Origin of the sequence: Novosphingobium sp. JCM 18896 (genome assembly GCF_025938095.1) — a bacterium.
In the GTDB taxonomy this organism is placed as follows: Bacteria; Pseudomonadota; Alphaproteobacteria; order Sphingomonadales; family Sphingomonadaceae; genus Novosphingobium.
In genome coordinates this window covers 133,771-149,710 of record NZ_JAPCZF010000004.1, presented here as the reverse complement: position 1 = coordinate 149,710, position 15,940 = coordinate 133,771, and the positions used below count along the sequence as shown (strand labels likewise).

The following is a 15,940-nucleotide window of genomic DNA, read 5'->3' as shown; positions in this document are numbered from 1 at the left end:
AAGTCACCTAGGCGCTTGATAGTTGAGCCTTGCCCGGTTGCTTTTGCCTCTCTCGTGGCTAGACCCTGCCCCGATGAGTCCCGAGGACCGCGATCATGACCTGCTCGAGGACGTCGCTGCCGACACGTCGGACGCGGCGCCCGAAGCCTTGCAGGAAAGCGAGAGCCTCGACGAGGACAACCGGCTGAAGTCCGACTTCGTCCGCCGCGTCCAGGATGCGCTCGAAGCGGGCGAGACCGACGCGGTCTACGACATGGTCGAGCCGCTGCACCCGGCCGACATCGCCGACCTGTTCGAGCTGATCGAGCCCGACGAGCGCCTGCCGCTGGCGCGCGCGATCAACGACCAGATGAGCGTCGACGTGATCGCCGAGCTCAACGACCACGTCCGCGAGCTGCTGCTCGAGGAACTGCCCGCCGGCATCATCGCCGACATCGCCGAGCAGCTCGACACCGACGACGCGGTCGCGATGATCGAGGATCTCGACGAGGAGGACCAGCAGGCCGTCCTCGCCGAGATGGAGCCAGAGGACCGCGCGGCGATCGAGACCGCGCTGGCCTATCCCGAGGAAACCGCCGGCCGCCTGATGAGCCGCGATTTCGTCGCGGTGCCCGAGCACATGACCGTGGGCGACCTCATCGACTTCCTGCGCGACGACCGCCAGCTCGCCACCGAGTTCTGGGAAGTGTTCATCGTCGACGCGCGCCACCACCCCGTCGGCACCTGCCTGCTCTCGTGGATCCTGCGCAGCCCGCGCGGTGTCCTGCTCACCGACGTGATGAAGCGCGACCAGACTCTGATCCCGGTGGCGATGGACCAGGAAGAGGTCGCGCTGCGCTTCCAGAAATATGCGCTGATCTCGGCCGCGGTGGTCGACGACGACGGGCGCCTGGTCGGCCAGATCACCGTCGACGACGTCGTCCACATCATCCAGGAAGAGGCCAGCGAGGACATCCTGCGCCTGTCGGGTGCGGGCGACGGCGACATCAACGAGCCGATCCGACTGACCGTCAAGACCCGCCTGACCTGGCTGCTGGTCAACCTGTTCACCGCCATGCTCGCCGCCTCGGTGGTCGGGCTGTTCCAGGGCGCGATCGCCAAGTTCGCGCTGCTGGCCGTGCTGATGCCGATCGTCTCGGGCATGGGCGGCAATGCCGGCACCCAGACGCTCGCGGTGGTCGTCCGCGCGCTCGCGACCAACCAGATCACCAGTTCGAACACCTGGCGCATGATCGGCCGCGAGCTGCGCATCGCGCTGGCCAACGGCATGACCCTGGGCGTGCTGATCGGCAGCGGCACGGCGCTGCTCTTCGGCAATCCGCTGCTCGGCCTGGTGATCGGTTCGGCCATGGTGATCAACAACCTGATCGCCGGCCTCGCCGGGATCCTCGTCCCCGTGACGCTCGATCGCGCCAACGTGGATCCCGCGGTCTCCTCGGCGGTTTTCGTCACCATGGCGACCGACGTGATGGGCTTCTTCTCGTTCCTCGGCCTCGCGGTGCTCTCGGGGCTCGCGGCCTGATGCCGCTGCACATGACCAAGATCGCCTTCGGCGCCGAGAGCCCGGCGACCCTGCGCGCCTGGCTCGAAAGCCAGGATGAGGCGCGCACCTCGACACGCTATCTGCCCAAGCGGATCGAGGAGATGGCCGGCGGCTCGCTGTTCTGGATCCACCAGCACACGATCATAGGCCGCTCGCCGCTGATCGGCTTCGAGCAGCGCGAGGACGGCCGCCACTGGATCCGCATGGAACCGCGGCTGATCGCGGTCCATCCCAAGCCCAAGCGCGCGCACCAGGGCTGGCGCTATCTCTCGGACGAAGACGCCCCCGCTGATCTCGACGGCGACATCAGCGAAGGCGACGTGCTGCCGGCCAAGCTGGTCGGCGAACTGGCGAAGCTAGGCCTGGTCTGACTAAGTTGGGTTTGACCCGGCGCGCGCCGCGACCTTGCGCAGCAGCTCGACATAGGTCTCCGCCCCCTGCGCGCCGGGGATCAGATAGCGTCCCTCGATGATCATTGCCGGTACCGCGTTGATCTCGGCGGCACGGGCTTCCTGCTGCTCAGCGCGCACCTCTTGCGCCAGTGCCGGATCGTCGAGCGCCGCATCGGCCGCAGCACCGTCGAGCCCGACCTGGGCGACGACGGCGAGCAGCACCGCGCGGTCCGAAACGTCGCGCCGCTGCTGGAAATAGGCGTCGAACAGCGCGAGCTTGAGCCGCGTCTGCGCCTCGGGCCCGGCGGTAACCAATGCCCAGCGCAACAGCTTGTGCGCGAGGAAGGTGTTGAACAGCCGCCGCTCGGGTTCGGGCTCGGGGCCGAGGTAGCGCATGTCGTAACCGGCCTGCTCGGCGAGTCCCACCATCTGCGCGGTCGAGGCGGCATCGGGCGCGCGGCCGTACTTGCGCAGCATGTGCGCGGCCAGTTCCTCGCCCTCGGGCGGCATGTCGGGGTTGAGCTCGAAGGCATGCCAGCGGACTTCGGCGGCGATCTCGCCATCGAGCGTCGCCAGCGCCTGTTCGAGCTGCTTGTAACCGATCACGCACCACGGGCACATGACGTCGGAGAAGATGTCGATCGTGACCGAGGTCGTCATCCGCGCTCTACCCACCAGCGCAGCAGGGCATTGGCCACGGCGGTGCGCGGCGGCGAGCGAAAGGCCTTGCCGCCCTCGCCGCGGTCGATCGCGGCGACCGCGTCCTCCACCTCGGCGCGGGTGAACCAGCGCGCGTCCTCGAGTTCGGTATAGTCGATCGTCAGCGCGGGATCGTCGGTATGGGCATGGCAGCCGATCATCAACGACGAAGGGAACGGCCAGGGCTGGCTCCCGACATAGGACACGTCGCGCACGACCACGCCGGCTTCCTCGAGCACTTCGCGCGCGACGGCCTCCTCGATCGCCTCGCCGGGCTCGATGAAACCGGCGAGCGCCGAATAGTTGCCCGCCGGAAAGCGCGGCTGGCGGCCGAGCAGTAGCCGATCGTCGTGCTCGACCAGCATGATCGTCACCGGATCGACGCGCGGAAAATGTTCGGCACGGCAGGTCTCCGACGTGCAATTGCGCTGCCAGCCGCCCTTGGCGAGCACGGTCGGCTGGCCGCACCGCGCGCAGAAGCGGTGACGCGCGTGCCAGTCGACCATCGCCCGCGCGCCGCCGTAGGTCGCCATCTCGTCGCCGTCGAGCGTGGCCAGCGCCTGCCACAGCGCGGGATTGGCCGGCGCGGTGCTGCCCGCGGCGGGCACCGGCGCGAAGCAGGCACGGCCGTCGCGCAGGCCTAAAAAGACCAGTTCGGCATCGTCGGCCGCATCGGCGAGACTGCCCCATTCGAGACGGCCTTCACCCGAAATCACCGGATCGAGCCCGCTCAGCCGCAGCAATCGCGCCGACGGCGTGTACTGCGCGGCAAGCCGCGCGGGATCGCTGCGGATGTGATCGGCGCGGTCGGTCCGGCCGCCGGCAAAGGCAATGCCCAGTGGATTTCCGCCGGTGGTCACGCGGGTTTCGCCACCAGCGCCATCACGTCCTCGTGCAGCGCCTTCTGGTATTCGCTGAGCAGGCTGTTGGCATTGGGCGGCATGAACTGGACGTAGATGCCCGAGCGCACGCCGCCGCGCATGTCGACCGTGCCGACCGTGCCCGCCGCGCCGGCCCAGCCGAAGATGCCTTCCTCGGCACCCAGCCCGACGCGACCGCCCGCACCGAAAGCACTGGCCGAGGTCATCATCGCCGGCCCGGAAACGCCCGCGGGCAGCAGGTTGCTCGTCGCCGTGCGCACCGTTGCTTCGCTGAGCACGCGATGCCCGTCGAGTTCGCCGTGGTTCGCCAGCATGTGCAGGAAGCGATCGTAGTCGCGCGGGCTCGAGACCAGCCCCGCGCCGCCGAAGGGGAAGGCCGGCTTGTCGAGATAGACCGAGCTGTCGCCCGGATCGATCGGCATCAGCGTCGAGCCCATCGCGCCGAAATTGGTGGTCAGCCGCTTCGCCTCGCCTGCCGGAACCTGGAAGAAGGTGCTGGTCATGCCCAGCGGCTCGAACAGCCGCTGCTGGAGGAAGGCGTCGAACGACTGCCCCGATACGACCTCGATCACGCGGCCGAGCAGGTCGAGCCCGACGCTGTAGCTCCACTTGGTGCCCGGCTGGTAGACCAGCGGCACCTCGGCCAGACGATCGGCGAAGAGTTCGAGGCTGCGCACCGGGGCGCCGCGATCGAAACCCGGGATCTTCATCCGGCTGATCTGCCCGGCGATCACGCCCTTTTCCTCGAGCAGCGCCTTGATCGGGCCCTTCTGGATGATCGAATAGCTGAGCCCCGACGTGTGGGTCATCAGGTGACGGATCGTGATCGGCGTCTTCGCCGGCTCGAGCGCGTCGTCGGTGATCGCCCCGTCGTAGGTCTTCTGCACGCGCATCTGCGCGAACTTGGGCAGGATATCGGCCAGCGGCTGGTCGAGCTTGAGCTTGCCCTCGTCGATCAGAATCATTGCCGCCATGCCGGTGACCGGCTTGGTCATCGAATAGATGCGATAGAGGCTGTTGCCGCCCTGGGCATCGAGGTCGGTGAAGCTGTCGGTCCCGCGCGATACGTAAAGCGTCTCGCGGCCCGGCATGCCCAGCGCCGCGACCATGCCCGGGAACTTGCCCGGTCCGACCCAGCGCGCGATGACCTCGGCCACCTTCGGCGCCAGGATCGGCTGCTCGGCCGCCCAGGCCAACCGCGGCATGAGCGCTGCGCCGATTCCGGCGAATGCGCCGAGGCGCAGAAGTTCGCGCCGGCCCAGCTCGGCGCGCAAGGTGGTCTCGCTGATCAATCGACTTCTCCCATCGCGGTCAGCGCGAGTCGCGCCGCCTTGGCGAAGAGCGTTGGCAGGCCGGCTTCGTCGAGCCGGTCCAGCGGCCACCACTCTCCTTGGCATTCTCCCGCTTCGGGCGGCAAGCTAACCACTTCGTTTCCCGAATAAAGCGCCAAGTGCAGGTCGAGAGTAAAATGGGTGAAACCGTGCTGGACGGCGCCGCCGGAAGCCCAAGGACCAGCGATCGGTCCCTCGCCGTTGCCGTCGCCGCGCGCCGACCAGCCGTCGTCTGGCAGCGCACGCATGCCGCCGAGCATGCCCTTGCCCGGACGCTGGACCAGCCAGACCTTTCCATTTCGCACGATCCAGAAGGCGCGGCCCTGGCGGTGCGGCTTGGCCGCCTTGGGCGCCTTGACCGGGAAGCGTTCGGGCGCGCCGCCGCGATAGCCGGTGCAATCGCCCGACAGCGGGCAGAGCAGGCAGCGCGGATTGCGCGTGGTGCAGACCGTCGCGCCGAGGTCCATCATGGCCTGGGCGAAGTCGCCGGCGCGGGCATCGGGCGTGATGCGGTCGGTCGCGGCGCGGATCTCGGTGCGGCCACCGGGCAGCGGCGTGTCGATCGCGAAGAGCCGCGCGACCACGCGCTCGACATTGGCGTCGACCACCACCGCGCGCCGCCCGAAGGCGATCGCCGCGACAGCCGCGGCGGTATAGGCGCCGAGCCCCGGCAGCTTGCGCAGTTCGTCCTCGCTGTCGGGGAAAGTGCCGCCGCGCTCGGCCACGGCGCGCGCGCAGGCCAGCAGGTTGCGCGCGCGGGCATAGTAGCCGAGCCCGGCCCAGGCGGCCATGACCTCGGCATCCTCGGCCGCGGCGAGATCGGTCACGCTGGGCCAGCGGGCGGTGAACTTGGCGAAATAGTCCTTCACCGCCGCGACCGTGGTCTGCTGGAGCATGACCTCGGACAGCCAGACGCGGTAGGGAAAGTCCTGGTCGTTGCGCGGCGCCGGCGAACCCGGCGGCGCACGCCAAGGCAGTACGCGGGCGTGGCGGTCGTACCAACCGAGGAGGTGCCCGGCGATGTCCTGCGATCTGGCGTCCATCGCCGCGCTATGGCATTGGGCCGAACACAATGGAACGGGACCGCCCAGAGAAACCGAAAGCAGCGCCCAAGAGCGCTGGGGCCAAGGCCGGGCCGAAGGCCGTGATCAAGCGCTACGAGCGCCCGCGCGGCGGCCAGGCGCGCGCGATCTCCGACCTGATGCCCGAGATCGGCCGCACCGCCTTCCGCCGCTTCGGTTTCGTCCAGTCGAGCGTCGTCACCCGCTGGCCCGAGATCGTCGGCCCGCACCACGCGCGCGTCTGCACGCCCGAGGCGATCCGTTTCCCACCCGGCGAGAAGAGCGACGGCATTCTCCAGCTCGTCGTCGTGCCCGCGCACGCGCCGCTGATCCAGCACGTCATTCCCGAGATCATGGAGCGGGTGAACCGCTTCTTCGGCTACAAGGCCGTCTCCAAGGTCAAGCTGCGGCAAGGCGAGGTTAAGCCGCCGCCTGCTGAAAAACCCGCCGCGCCGCCCTCGCTCAAGCCGATTCCGATCGAGCTCGGCGAATCGCTGCGCGACATCGGCGATCCCGAACTGCGCGCCGTGCTCGAATCGCTGGCCCGCAGCCTGGGTACGCAGAAGAAGGAACCGAACTGACGATGCGCTTCTTTCGCCTCGCCGTCCTGGCCGTCGCGGCAACGCTCTCGATCGGCGCGACCAAGCCCGCCGCCCCGGCGCCGCGTGGCAACTGGCTGGCCGCGGTCTCGGTCTCGCCCGCGGGTAGCCATCTGCTCGGCAATCCCGCCGCGGCGGTGAAGCTGGTCGAGTACGTCAGCTACACCTGCCCGCACTGCGCGCATTTCCAGCGCGATGCCGAGATGCCGCTGCAACTCGCCTATGTGCAGCCCGGCAAGGTCCAGGTCGAGGTCCGCCATCTGGTCCGCGATGCGATCGACATGACCGCGGCCCTGCTGACCAATTGCGGCACCCCTTCGCGGTTCTATATCAATCACAGCCTGATCATGCGCAGCCAGGATACCTGGATGGCGCGAGTGAACAGCGCCAGCGAGGCGCAGCGCGCGCGCTGGAACAACGGCGATACCGTCGCGCGCATGCGCGCGATCGCCGGCGACCTCGGCTTCTACGGGCTGATGGCACAGCGCGGCTACGACCGGCCCACGCTCGACCGCTGCCTCGCCGACCCGGCGATGACCAAGCGGCTCGTCGCGCAGACCACCCAGGCGCAGAACGACGGCGTCACCGGCACGCCCAGCTTCATGCTCAACGGCGTGCTGCTCGCCGGCACGCACGACTGGCAGAGCCTGAGCACCCAGCTCCAGGCGCGTTTCTGAGGATACACCTGTGGAGATGTCGGCCCGCGAAAGCCGCATCGCCTTCTAAGCCCCCGGCGCTTCCGCTAGCCTTTCCCCTTCATCGACGAGGTTTCTTCATGACTCGCTTCCCGCTTCGCCGTCTTGCCCTCGCTCTCGCCGTCGCGCCGCTGGCGCTCGGCCTGGCCGCCTGCTCGAAGGGCAGCGAAGGCGGCAGTGCCGCCAAGGGTGAGCCGGTGGCCAACGTCGCGCCGCCGGCGGGCAAGGCCTGGACCGACGTCGTCACCAAGACACCCGAAGGCGGCTATCTGCTCGGCAATCCCGAAGCGCCGATCAAGCTCGTCGAGTTCGGCGCGCTGTCGTGCTCGCACTGCGCCGAATTCTCGGAGAAGAGCAGCGCCGAACTGCGCGACAAGTTCGTCGCCAGCGGCCGCGTGTCCTACGAACTGCGCCTGTTCATGCTCAATGCGCTCGACATGCCCGCCGCGCTGCTCGTGACCTGCGCCGCGCCCGAGGCGGTGCCCGGCCTGGCCGAGCAGTTCTGGGCCTGGCAGCCGACGATGTTCGAGAACCTGCAGAAGGCCGGCGACGCGCAGATGCAGGCGATCCAGGCGCAGCAGCCGCCTGCCAGCTTCGTCAGCCTGGCCAAGGCCTCGGGCATGGACGCCTTCATCACCGCGCGCGGCGTGGCGGTCGATCAGGCCTCGACCTGCCTCGCCGACACCAAGAAGGCGACCGAGCTCGCGCAGCAGACGCAGGACGCCAGCACCAAGTACGAGATCACCGGCACGCCGACCTTCATGATCAACGGCGACAAGGTCACCGGCAACACCTGGGCCGAGATCAAGCCCCAGCTCGAACAGCGCGGCGCACGTTGATCCTGGCGCTGACCATGAGCGCCTAGGCTCCCGATGCGCATCAAGCGGCTCAAGCTCTCTGGCTTCAAGAGCTTCGTCGAGCCTGCCGAACTGCGCATCGAGAGCGGGCTGACCGGCGTCGTCGGTCCCAACGGCTGCGGCAAGTCCAACCTGCTCGAAGCGATCCGCTGGGTCATGGGCGAAAGCTCGGCCAAGTCGCTGCGCGGCGGCGGCATGGAGGACGTGATCTTCGCCGGCACGGCGCAGCGCCCGCCGCGCGACTTCGCCGAAGTCATCCTGTTCGCCGAAGATGCCGAGCGCGAGGACCTCGAAGTCGTGCGCCGCATCGAACGCGGCGCGGGTTCGGCCTATCGCCTCAACGGCCGCGACGTCCGCGCCAAGGACGTTGCGCTGATCTTCGCCGATGCCGCGACCGGCGCCCATTCGCCGGCGCTGGTCAGCCAGGGCCGCATCGCCGCGGTGATCGCCGCCAAGCCCGCCGAGCGCCGGATGATGCTCGAAGAGGCGGCGGGCATCTCGGGTCTCCACGTCCGCCGCAAGGACGCCGAGCAGAAGCTGCGCGCCACCGAGGCCAACCTCGCCCGGCTCGAAGACCTGATGGCCGGTCTCGACACCCAGATCGCATCACTGCGCCGCCAGGCGCGCGCGGCCGAGCGCTACAAGCAGCTTTCGGACAAGATCAAACTGGCCGAGGCGCGGCTGATCTTCGCGCGCTGGCGCGACGCTGCCGAAGCCGCCGATGCCGCGCGCGCCGAAGCCCAGGCGGCCGAGGCACGCGTCGCCCAGGCCCAGGGCGCGGTGAAGGCCGCGCAGGACGCCCAGGCCGCCGCCGCGCATGCGCTGGCCGAGGCGCGCGACACCCTGGCCGATCGACGCGACGATGCCACCGCGCACGGCCACCGCATGGCCGCGCTGACCAGCCAGCTCGAAAGCGCCGAACAGCGCCTCGCCGATCTCGATCGCCAGCGCGCGCGGCTCGAACAGGATCGCGTCGATGCCGATCGGCTGACCCAGGACGCCGCCCAGGCGCTCGCCACGCTCGAACGCGAGTTGACCGCGGGCGAGGCCAAGCTGGCCGTGGACGAGAAGCAGCGCCCGGCGCTGGCCAACGCCCTGTCAGGCGCCGAGCAGGCCTCGCAGCAGGCCGAGCTGGCGCTGGCCCAGGCCACCGCCGAACAGGCCGGGGTCGAGGCCGAATGGCGCGTCGCCGAGGCCGAAGTCAACGCGGCCGCGGCGCGGCTCGCGCGGCTCGATCAGGAGATCACGCGCCAGCAGGCGCAACGCGAGGCGCTGGCCCAGCAAGGCGACCCCGAGATCGCCGTGCGGGAAGCGACCGCGCGCCGCGATGCCGCCACCTCCGCGCTCGCCGAAGCCCGCGCCGCGGTCGAGGCCCAGCAGGCGCGCAAGGCCGAACTCCAGGCCGCGCGCGACGCCGCCGCTTCGGCGCTGGCCGCGGCCAAGGCCGAACTCGCCGGCGTCGAGCGCGAACACGGCGCACTGTTGCGCGACCGCGAGGCGCGCGAGAAGCAGGCCAAGGCCAAGCACGGCCTGCCCCAGGCGATCGACCGCGTGCGCGCCGCGCCCGGCTACGAGCGCGCGGTCGCCGCCGTGCTCGGCCGCGACGCGCGTACCGCCCTGGGCCCCGCGCCGGCGGACGAGGAAGGACGTTTCTGGACCGGCGCCGCCGCGCCCAGCCCCGTTGCCGGCGGCCTCGCCGAGCACGTCCGCGAGTGCCCGCCCGAACTGGCCGCGCGCCTCGCGCTGGTCCACGTCGCCGAGGCGGACGACCTCCGCCCGCTGAAGCCCGGCGAATGGCTGGTGACGCGTGGCGGCCGCCTGCGCCGCTGGGACGGCTTCGTCGCCTATGGCGAAGGCGCCGCCGAAGCCGCGCGGCTCGAAGCCGAGAACCGCTTCGCGCAGCTCGACGCCGAACTGCCCGGCAAGCGCGCGCTCGCGGCCGAGGCCGAAGCAGTCCAGGGGCAGGTCCAGGCCGAGCTCTCGCATCTGCAGACGGGTGTGATCGCCTCCGAACGCGCGGTCGCCAGCGCCGCCGAGGCCGAGCGCGGCGCCTTGCGCGCGGTCGACCAGGCCGAGGATGCGCGCGCGCGCCTTACCGCCCGACGCGCCGAGCTCGAAGCCGCCGAGGCCGACCTAGCCGAACAGCGCCGGGGCGCCGAGGGCGAGCGCGCGGAGGCCGAGGCGCACCGCGCCGGCCTGCCCGATCCCGAAGCCGGTCGCGCCGCGCTCGCCGCCGCACAGGCCCGGAACCAGGCCGCACGCGCGACGCTGCAGGCGGCGATGGCGACCTTGTCCGCGCACGACCAGGCGCTCGCCGTGGCCAAGGAGCGCGCGACGGCGCAGCGCACCGACATGAAGAACTGGCAGGCGCGCGCGGGCGACGCCGCCGGTCGCCTTGCCGAGATGGCGCGCAGGCTCGAGGAAATCGAGGAAGAACGCGCCGTCATCGCCGCCAAACCCGCCGCACTCGTGCGCGAGATCGAGGCCGGAGACGAGGTGCGCGAGAGGCTGGCCAGCGAACTCGCCGCCGCCGAAGCGGTCCTCGCGCAGGCCACCCAGGCCGGCCGCGCCGCCGACGAGACGCTGAGCGCGATCGGCGAGACGCTCGCCACCGCGCGCGAGGAGCGCGCCGGCGCCACGGCTCGCGCCGAGAACGAGGAGCAGCGCCGCGTCGAAATGGGCCGCATCTCGGGCGAGCGCTTCCAGTGCCCGCCGCCGCTGCTGCCCGGCCGCTTTGAATTCGATTCGGCCGACGTCGCCGAGGCCGGTGCGGAATCGACGACGATGGACCGCTTGACTGCCGATCGCGAACGCATCGGCCCGGTCAACCTCGTCGCCGCCGACGAACTCGCCGAGGCCGAGGGCCGCCACTCGACGAGCATCGCCGAACAGGCCGAACTGACCGAGGCGGTCAACCGCCTGCGCGGCTCGATCGGCAGCCTCAACCGCGAGGGCCGCGAGCGCCTGCGCGCCGCCTTCGAGGCGGTCGACGCGCACTTCCGCCGGCTGTTCACCCGCCTGTTCGAAGGCGGCCAGGCGCATCTCGCACTGGTCGATTCCGACGACCCGCTCGAAGCCGGGCTCGAGATCTACGCCCAGCCGCCGGGCAAGCGGTTGCAGTCGCTGACCCTACTATCGGGCGGCGAGCAGGCGCTGACCGCGGTCGCGCTGATCTTCGCGCTGTTCCTGACCAACCCCGCGCCGATCTGCGTGCTCGACGAGGTCGACGCGCCGCTCGACGACGCCAATATCGAACGCTTCTGCGACCTGCTCGAAGCCATGACCGCCGAGACCGACACGCGCTACCTGATCGTCACGCACAACGCCGTGACGATGAGCCGCATGCATCGCCTGTTCGGCGTGACCATGGTCGAAAAGGGCGTCTCGCGCCTGGTCAGCGTCGACCTGACCGCGGCGACAGATCTGCTCGCGGCAGCGGAGTAGGTTGACCCCCAGAATAATGTAGCTACATATATTCCAACGGCGCTGGAATAGTTCGGCTCAAAAGGCACTGGCCTGGCTTGGTTCCACTAGGAGCGCTGCCGTGGAGATAAGTTTTGACGAGCCCAAACGGCAACTGACCTTACTCAAGCGAGGGCTGGATTTTGCCCGTGCCGCCGAAATTTTCGATGGAACGGAATACACCTGGATCGACGATCGTTTTGACTACGGCGAAGTACGATACAATTCCTTCGGCCTTTTGGATCAGCGATTGATCGCAATGAGTTGGACGATCCGGGACGGCAAACGTCGGATCATTTCGATGAGAAAAGCCAATGAGCGAGAACAAGCAAGGTATCGACGAGTCTTGGGTTGATCCCGATGATTCTCCAGAGTGGACCGAAGCGCACTTTCGTTATGCTCGGGTTTCCACAGGTGGAAAGGTTCTTCGCGAAGCGCAGGGGACATGGACTCATCCTGGGCCTGGCCGTCCCCCCAGCGAGAACCCCAAGAAACAGGTGACCCTGCGCCTCGATCCCGAAGTGATCGAGAAGTTCCGTGCCACTGGCAAAGGCTGGCAATCGCGGATCAATGCCGAGTTGCGCAAAGCGCTCGGTATCTAGTCCAGCACGAACCTCGGCCCGGCCGCACCGGCCACGCCGGCACGATCGTCCTTGTTGTAGAGCCGGCAGCGATCGAGGCTCAGGCAGCCGCAGCCGATGCATTCGTCGAGCTTGGCGCGGGTGCGCGTCAGCAGGTTGATCCGTGCGTCGAGTTCGCCGCGCAGCGAGCGGCTGATCCGCTGCCAGTCGGACAGGGTGGGCGTGCGCCCTTGCGGCAGGGTCGACAGCGCCTCCTCGATCTCGCCGAGCCCGAGGCCCAGCCGCTGCGCAATCAGGATGAAGCTGAGCCGGCGGATGTCCGAGCGCAGGAACCGGCGCTGATTGCCCGCGGTGCGCAGCGAGGTCAGCAGGCCCTTGCTCTCGTAGAAGCGGATCGCCGAAACCGCGAGGCCGGTGCGCTTGGCCAGCATGCCGATGGGAATGAGATCGTTGCGGTCCACGCGCAAAAGGCCTTTCCGACTTGACCTCAAGTTAGCTTGAGGTTGCACCATGGACAAGCGATCGATTCTCCATCCCCCAAAACACAGGAGGAAACGCATGCCCAAAGGCCATATCGAACATGCCAACCTGACCGTCTCCGATCCGCAGCGCAGCGCCGAACTGCTCGAGCAGCTCTGCGACTGGCAGGTGCGCTGGCGCGGTCCGGCGTCGATGGATGGCTGGTCGCTGCACGTCGGCGACGACAGCTCCTACATCGCGCTCTATTCAGGCCATTTCGGCAGCCGGGAGAAGGACGCCCCGCGCTTTCGCAAGGGCCAGCCGCTCAACCACGTCGGTCTGGTCGTCGACGATCTCGCCGCGGCGGAGGCCGTGGTGATCGAAGCGGGGCTAGAACCCTTCGGGCACGACGACTACGAGCCGGGCCGGCGCTTCTACTTCTTCGACTGGGACGGGATCGAGTTCGAGCTGGTCTGCTACGAATAGACCCGCTCAGGCGTTGCCGACGACCCAGCAGGCCAGCGCCACGAGCAGGCCGGCGAAGCGGTTCGAGCGGAAGCGCGCGAGCGGGTTGGCGCCGTCGTCGGTATCGAGCGTGAGCACCTGCCAGGCGAGATGCGCCGCGGCGGGTGCGAGCGCGACCAGCGACAGCCAGTCGGGGCGCAGCAGCCAGAAGGCGAGGCCCCACAGCGCGACGGCGAAGGCATAGAAGATCGACACGCCGCCGCGGACATGCGCGCCCATCGCGCGCGCGCTCGAGCGGATGCCGACGAGCGCATCGTCCTCGCGGTCCTGCAGCGCATAGATCGTGTCGTAGCCGATGACCCAAGCGATCGAACCGGCATAGAGCGCGGCAAGCACCATCCAGTTGTCGTCCCTGAGCTCGGTCCAGCCGACCAGCGCCCCCCAGGAGAACACGAGGCCGAGCCAGGCCTGCGGCCACCAGGTGATGCGTTTCATGAACGGATAGGCGGCCACCGGCGCGATCGAGCCGAGCGCGACGAGCTGCGCCTGCCAGCGCAGCTGCAGCAGGACGACCAGGCCGATCAGGCAGAGCAGCAGCAGCCAGGCCCAGGCCGCCTTCTTGCTCACCGCGCCGCTGGCCACGGGCCGCGAGGCGGTGCGCGCCACCTGCCGGTCGAGATCGGCGTCGACCACGTCGTTGTAGACGCAGCCCGCGCCGCGCATGGCGATGGCACCGGCGAGCAGCCACAGGACCAGGTCCCAGCGCGCTTCACCGCCCGCCAGCAGCACGCCCCAGGCACAGGGCCAGAACAGCAGCCACCAGCCGATCGGCCGGTCGAACCGTGCGAGCAGAGCATAGTTGCGCAAGGTCGGCGGTAGCGCCGCGACGAGCCCACGATGCTCGGTGTCGGGGACGATATCGGGAAGCGTGTCGGCGGCCATGCGCGCGGCCATAGCCCGAGGCAGCGACCAAGGCTAACGAAAGCCATGACCACGAGTCTCGCCCGCACCGTCCTCGCCGAACTGCGCGCCGTCGCCGAGCCCGAACGCGCGCCGGCAATGCAGGCCTATATGAAATCGGCGATGCCCTATCTCGGCGTGTCCTCGGTGCCGTTGAGACAGACATGCAAGGCGGTGTTCGCCGGCCTTGCCTGGTCCGATGCCGCGGCCTGGCAGGCCGATGTCCTGGCGATCTGGCGCTCGGCCCAATTCCGCGAGCAGCGCTATGCCGCGATCGAACTGACCGGCCTGCGCGCCGCGCGGGGCTTCCAGACCACCGAAGCCCTGCCGATGTACGAGGAGATGGCGGTCACCGGCGCCTGGTGGGACCATGTCGACAACATCGCCGGCCCCCGCTTCTGGCCGCTGCTGCAGAACGACCGCGCGGCGATGACCGCGGCGATGCGCGCCTGGGCGCACGACGACGACATGTGGAAGCGCCGCAGCGCGATCATCTGCCAGCTCCACGCCAAGGAAAAGACCGACCTCGACCTGCTCTATGCGGCAATCGAGCCTTCGCTCGAATCGAAGGAGTTCTTCCTGCGCAAGGCGATCGGCTGGGCACTGCGGCAATATGCGCGGATCGATCCCGACGAGGTACGGCGTTACGTCAAGGCCAACGAGAGCCGCCTGTCGGGGCTCAGCCGGCGCGAGGCGCTGAAGCGGATCGGCGCCTAGGCTTCAGCGCTTTCCCGGCCCGCGCCCACCGCCGGCAGAGGCGGCATCGCTGCGCAGGCAGCGCGAGACGACGGTCGGGAAATCGGCGCTCATCGCGGCGTCGCTCTGCAGCGCGGCGTCTTGGCCCGCCTCGCACAGCGCGCGCGTGGCGTAACGCTCGGGCTGCGTCGCCAGACGCTCGCAGGCGGTACCGTCGTCCGCACATCCCAGCAGCACCAGCGCGAAAACCATGCTCATCGCCCATCCCCTCACGTCATCCGTCCATCGGATGACCGTGTTATGGGGACTGCCGCCGCCAGCCTCTGTGCGCCGCCACACCCCCAGGATGTGAACTTTCGCACAGAGGCATTTGCGCTTTGCTACGTTTCACGGTTTCCGAAAGATTCCTCTCTGCTTTCGGTATTTCCCGATGGCCGCGCGGCCTTCCGTCGGCTCCGTCGGCAAGCTATCGCAGCGCCATGCCCGCCACCCCCGCCTGGCCGCCCAAGAGCGCCCCCCGCCTGTTCGTTCCCGGCCCGCTGAGCGAGGGCGCCGCCGTGGCGATCGACGGCCAGCCCGCGCACTACCTGTCGCGCGTGATGCGCGTGGCCGAGGGCGACGCGGTGATCCTCTGCGACGATGCGACCGGCGAATGGGCCGCGCGCGTGGCCTCGGCCGGCAAGCGCGACGTGGTCCTGGTGCCCGAGACCTTGCTGCGCGAGCGCGAGCAGGTGCCCGACTTCACGCTCTGCGCGGCGCTGCTCAAGAAGCCCAATTTCGACCTCGTGCTCGAAAAGGCGACCGAGCTCGGCGTGCGGCGGATCCAGCCGCTGATCACGCGGCGCTGCGTCGCCGACGCGCTCAACGCCGAACGCGCGCGGACGATCGTCACCGAAGCGGCCGAGCAATGCGCGCGGACCGCGCTGCCCGAACTGGCCGCGCCGGTGAAGCTCGACGCCCTGCTGCGCGACTGGCCCGAGGACCGAATGCTGTTCTTCGCCGACGAGACGGGGGGCGAGCCCGCCGCCGCCGCCTTCGCCGCGCACCAAGGCCCGGCCGCGCTGCTGGTCGGTCCCGAGGGCGGCTTCGACGAGGCCGAGCGCGCCGCCATCCGCGCCCTGCCTCAGGCCCGCGCGATCACCTTGGGCCCGCGCATCCTGCGCGGCGAAACCGCGACGATCGCCGCCACCGCGCTGTGGATGGGGACTGTCGGAGATTGGGGCAGCGAGGGCCAGAATTAATGCTGGCGCTGGATACCG

Annotated in this window: 18 protein-coding genes; 11 read left to right on the top strand and 7 right to left on the bottom strand. The window is 69.4% G+C overall.

What is annotated here, in order from left to right; all coding sequences use genetic code 11:
- Nucleotides 1–73: 73 nt before the first annotated feature.
- Both mgtE and OLX23_RS15265 read left to right on the top strand, forming a co-directional pair.
- Nucleotides 74–1,522, top strand: coding sequence for a magnesium transporter (mgtE, locus tag OLX23_RS15270; protein WP_264445877.1), 1,449 nt, complete (start codon nucleotides 74–76; stop codon nucleotides 1,520–1,522).
- On the top strand, nucleotides 1,522–1,914 hold the full coding sequence (locus tag OLX23_RS15265; protein ID WP_264445876.1) for a DUF1489 family protein: 393 nt from the start codon (nucleotides 1,522–1,524) through the stop codon (nucleotides 1,912–1,914). The genes mgtE and OLX23_RS15265 overlap by 1 nt, the downstream gene beginning before the upstream one ends.
- Here the strand turns inward: OLX23_RS15265 and OLX23_RS15260 are convergent, their stop codons facing one another.
- From OLX23_RS15260 to OLX23_RS15245, 4 genes are read right to left on the bottom strand one after another with little or no spacing between them, the layout of a single operon-like run.
- Nucleotides 1,915–2,595, bottom strand: a complete 681-nt coding sequence (locus OLX23_RS15260) for a DsbA family oxidoreductase (protein ID WP_264445875.1) — start codon at nucleotides 2,593–2,595, stop codon at nucleotides 1,915–1,917. It abuts the gene before it with no gap.
- The gene (gene nudC, locus OLX23_RS15255) at nucleotides 2,592–3,494 is read right to left on the bottom strand and encodes an NAD(+) diphosphatase (protein WP_264445874.1); all 903 of its coding nucleotides are present in this window, start codon (nucleotides 3,492–3,494) and stop codon (nucleotides 2,592–2,594) included. Before nudC ends, OLX23_RS15260 begins: the two co-directional genes overlap by 4 nt.
- Nucleotides 3,491–4,807 (bottom strand): serine hydrolase domain-containing protein, encoded by a 1,317-nt coding sequence (locus tag OLX23_RS15250; RefSeq protein WP_264445873.1) that lies wholly within the window; start codon nucleotides 4,805–4,807, stop codon nucleotides 3,491–3,493. Before OLX23_RS15250 ends, nudC begins: the two co-directional genes overlap by 4 nt.
- Nucleotides 4,804–5,889: an A/G-specific adenine glycosylase gene (locus OLX23_RS15245; RefSeq protein ID WP_264445872.1), complete on the bottom strand. Its 1,086-nt coding sequence runs from the start codon at nucleotides 5,887–5,889 to the stop codon at nucleotides 4,804–4,806. Before OLX23_RS15245 ends, OLX23_RS15250 begins: the two co-directional genes overlap by 4 nt.
- Before the next feature lie 29 nt (nucleotides 5,890–5,918).
- Between OLX23_RS15245 and OLX23_RS15240 the strand changes: the two genes are divergently transcribed.
- The 6 genes from OLX23_RS15240 to OLX23_RS15215 all read left to right on the top strand — a co-directional run bounded on the left by OLX23_RS15240 (nucleotide 5,919) and on the right by OLX23_RS15215 (nucleotide 12,122).
- Nucleotides 5,919–6,488, top strand: coding sequence for a DUF721 domain-containing protein (locus tag OLX23_RS15240; RefSeq protein ID WP_264445871.1), 570 nt, complete (start codon nucleotides 5,919–5,921; stop codon nucleotides 6,486–6,488).
- 2 nt (nucleotides 6,489–6,490) lie between these two features.
- Nucleotides 6,491–7,183, top strand: a complete 693-nt coding sequence (locus OLX23_RS15235) for a DsbA family protein (protein WP_264445870.1) — start codon at nucleotides 6,491–6,493, stop codon at nucleotides 7,181–7,183.
- A gap of 98 nt (nucleotides 7,184–7,281) precedes the next feature.
- Nucleotides 7,282–8,040: a DsbA family protein gene (locus OLX23_RS15230; RefSeq protein WP_264445869.1), complete on the top strand. Its 759-nt coding sequence runs from the start codon at nucleotides 7,282–7,284 to the stop codon at nucleotides 8,038–8,040.
- A 33-nt stretch (nucleotides 8,041–8,073) separates the two neighbouring features.
- Nucleotides 8,074–11,502 carry a chromosome segregation SMC family protein gene (locus OLX23_RS15225; RefSeq protein ID WP_264445868.1) on the top strand — a complete coding sequence of 1,143 codons (3,429 nt, stop codon included), beginning with the start codon at nucleotides 8,074–8,076 and terminating at the stop codon, nucleotides 11,500–11,502.
- A 100-nt stretch (nucleotides 11,503–11,602) separates the two neighbouring features.
- Nucleotides 11,603–11,875: a BrnT family toxin gene (locus OLX23_RS15220; protein WP_264445867.1), complete on the top strand. Its 273-nt coding sequence runs from the start codon at nucleotides 11,603–11,605 to the stop codon at nucleotides 11,873–11,875.
- Nucleotides 11,835–12,122, top strand: a complete 288-nt coding sequence (locus OLX23_RS15215) for a BrnA antitoxin family protein (protein ID WP_264445866.1) — start codon at nucleotides 11,835–11,837, stop codon at nucleotides 12,120–12,122. Before OLX23_RS15220 ends, OLX23_RS15215 begins: the two co-directional genes overlap by 41 nt.
- On the opposite strand, the gene soxR is transcribed toward OLX23_RS15215, so the two are convergent.
- Nucleotides 12,119–12,562: a redox-sensitive transcriptional activator SoxR gene (gene soxR, locus OLX23_RS15210; RefSeq protein ID WP_264445865.1), complete on the bottom strand. Its 444-nt coding sequence runs from the start codon at nucleotides 12,560–12,562 to the stop codon at nucleotides 12,119–12,121. The two genes, OLX23_RS15215 and soxR, sit on opposite strands and share 4 nt — an antisense overlap.
- 97 nt (nucleotides 12,563–12,659) lie before the next feature.
- On the opposite strand from soxR, the gene OLX23_RS15205 reads away from it, so the two are divergent.
- Complete coding sequence (locus OLX23_RS15205; protein WP_264445864.1) at nucleotides 12,660–13,046, top strand: VOC family protein; 387 nt, start codon at nucleotides 12,660–12,662, stop codon at nucleotides 13,044–13,046.
- A gap of 6 nt (nucleotides 13,047–13,052) precedes the next feature.
- Here the strand turns inward: OLX23_RS15205 and ubiA are convergent, their stop codons facing one another.
- On the bottom strand, nucleotides 13,053–13,967 hold the full coding sequence (ubiA, locus tag OLX23_RS15200) for a 4-hydroxybenzoate octaprenyltransferase (protein WP_264445863.1): 915 nt from the start codon (nucleotides 13,965–13,967) through the stop codon (nucleotides 13,053–13,055).
- Nucleotides 13,968–14,012: 45 nt separating this feature from the next.
- Here ubiA and OLX23_RS15195 point away from each other — a divergent pair, with 45 nt between their 5' ends.
- On the top strand, nucleotides 14,013–14,702 hold the full coding sequence (locus tag OLX23_RS15195; protein ID WP_264445862.1) for a DNA alkylation repair protein: 690 nt from the start codon (nucleotides 14,013–14,015) through the stop codon (nucleotides 14,700–14,702).
- Nucleotides 14,703–14,705: 3 nt separating this feature from the next.
- Here OLX23_RS15195 and OLX23_RS15190 read toward each other — a convergent pair whose 3' ends face one another.
- Nucleotides 14,706–14,939: a hypothetical protein gene (locus tag OLX23_RS15190; RefSeq protein WP_264445861.1), complete on the bottom strand. Its 234-nt coding sequence runs from the start codon at nucleotides 14,937–14,939 to the stop codon at nucleotides 14,706–14,708.
- Nucleotides 14,940–15,160: 221 nt separating this feature from the next.
- Between OLX23_RS15190 and OLX23_RS15185 the strand changes: the two genes are divergently transcribed.
- Nucleotides 15,161–15,922, top strand: a complete 762-nt coding sequence (locus tag OLX23_RS15185; protein WP_264445860.1) for a 16S rRNA (uracil(1498)-N(3))-methyltransferase — start codon at nucleotides 15,161–15,163, stop codon at nucleotides 15,920–15,922.
- Nucleotides 15,923–15,940 lie beyond the last annotated feature (18 nt).

Bases quoted from the DNA above. Each gene is read 5' to 3' on its own strand.
- OLX23_RS15225 (WP_264445868.1), top strand. From the start codon at position 8,074: ATGCGCATCAAGCGGCTCAAGCTCTCTGGCTTCAAGAGCTTCGTCGAG.
- OLX23_RS15265 (WP_264445876.1), top strand. From the start codon at position 1,522: ATGCCGCTGCACATGACCAAGATCGCCTTCGGCGCCGAGAGCCCGGCG.
- mgtE (WP_264445877.1), top strand. From the start codon at position 74: ATGAGTCCCGAGGACCGCGATCATGACCTGCTCGAGGACGTCGCTGCC.
- OLX23_RS15245 (WP_264445872.1), bottom strand. From the start codon at position 5,889: ATGGACGCCAGATCGCAGGACATCGCCGGGCACCTCCTCGGTTGGTAC.
- OLX23_RS15215 (WP_264445866.1), top strand. From the start codon at position 11,835: ATGAGCGAGAACAAGCAAGGTATCGACGAGTCTTGGGTTGATCCCGAT.
- OLX23_RS15260 (WP_264445875.1), bottom strand. From the start codon at position 2,595: ATGACGACCTCGGTCACGATCGACATCTTCTCCGACGTCATGTGCCCG.
- OLX23_RS15185 (WP_264445860.1), top strand. From the start codon at position 15,161: ATGCCCGCCACCCCCGCCTGGCCGCCCAAGAGCGCCCCCCGCCTGTTC.
- OLX23_RS15235 (WP_264445870.1), top strand. From the start codon at position 6,491: ATGCGCTTCTTTCGCCTCGCCGTCCTGGCCGTCGCGGCAACGCTCTCG.
- OLX23_RS15205 (WP_264445864.1), top strand. From the start codon at position 12,660: ATGCCCAAAGGCCATATCGAACATGCCAACCTGACCGTCTCCGATCCG.
- OLX23_RS15240 (WP_264445871.1), top strand. From the start codon at position 5,919: ATGGAACGGGACCGCCCAGAGAAACCGAAAGCAGCGCCCAAGAGCGCT.
- OLX23_RS15230 (WP_264445869.1), top strand. From the start codon at position 7,282: ATGACTCGCTTCCCGCTTCGCCGTCTTGCCCTCGCTCTCGCCGTCGCG.
- OLX23_RS15195 (WP_264445862.1), top strand. From the start codon at position 14,013: ATGACCACGAGTCTCGCCCGCACCGTCCTCGCCGAACTGCGCGCCGTC.
- ubiA (WP_264445863.1), bottom strand. From the start codon at position 13,967: ATGGCCGCCGACACGCTTCCCGATATCGTCCCCGACACCGAGCATCGT.
- OLX23_RS15190 (WP_264445861.1), bottom strand. From the start codon at position 14,939: ATGAGCATGGTTTTCGCGCTGGTGCTGCTGGGATGTGCGGACGACGGT.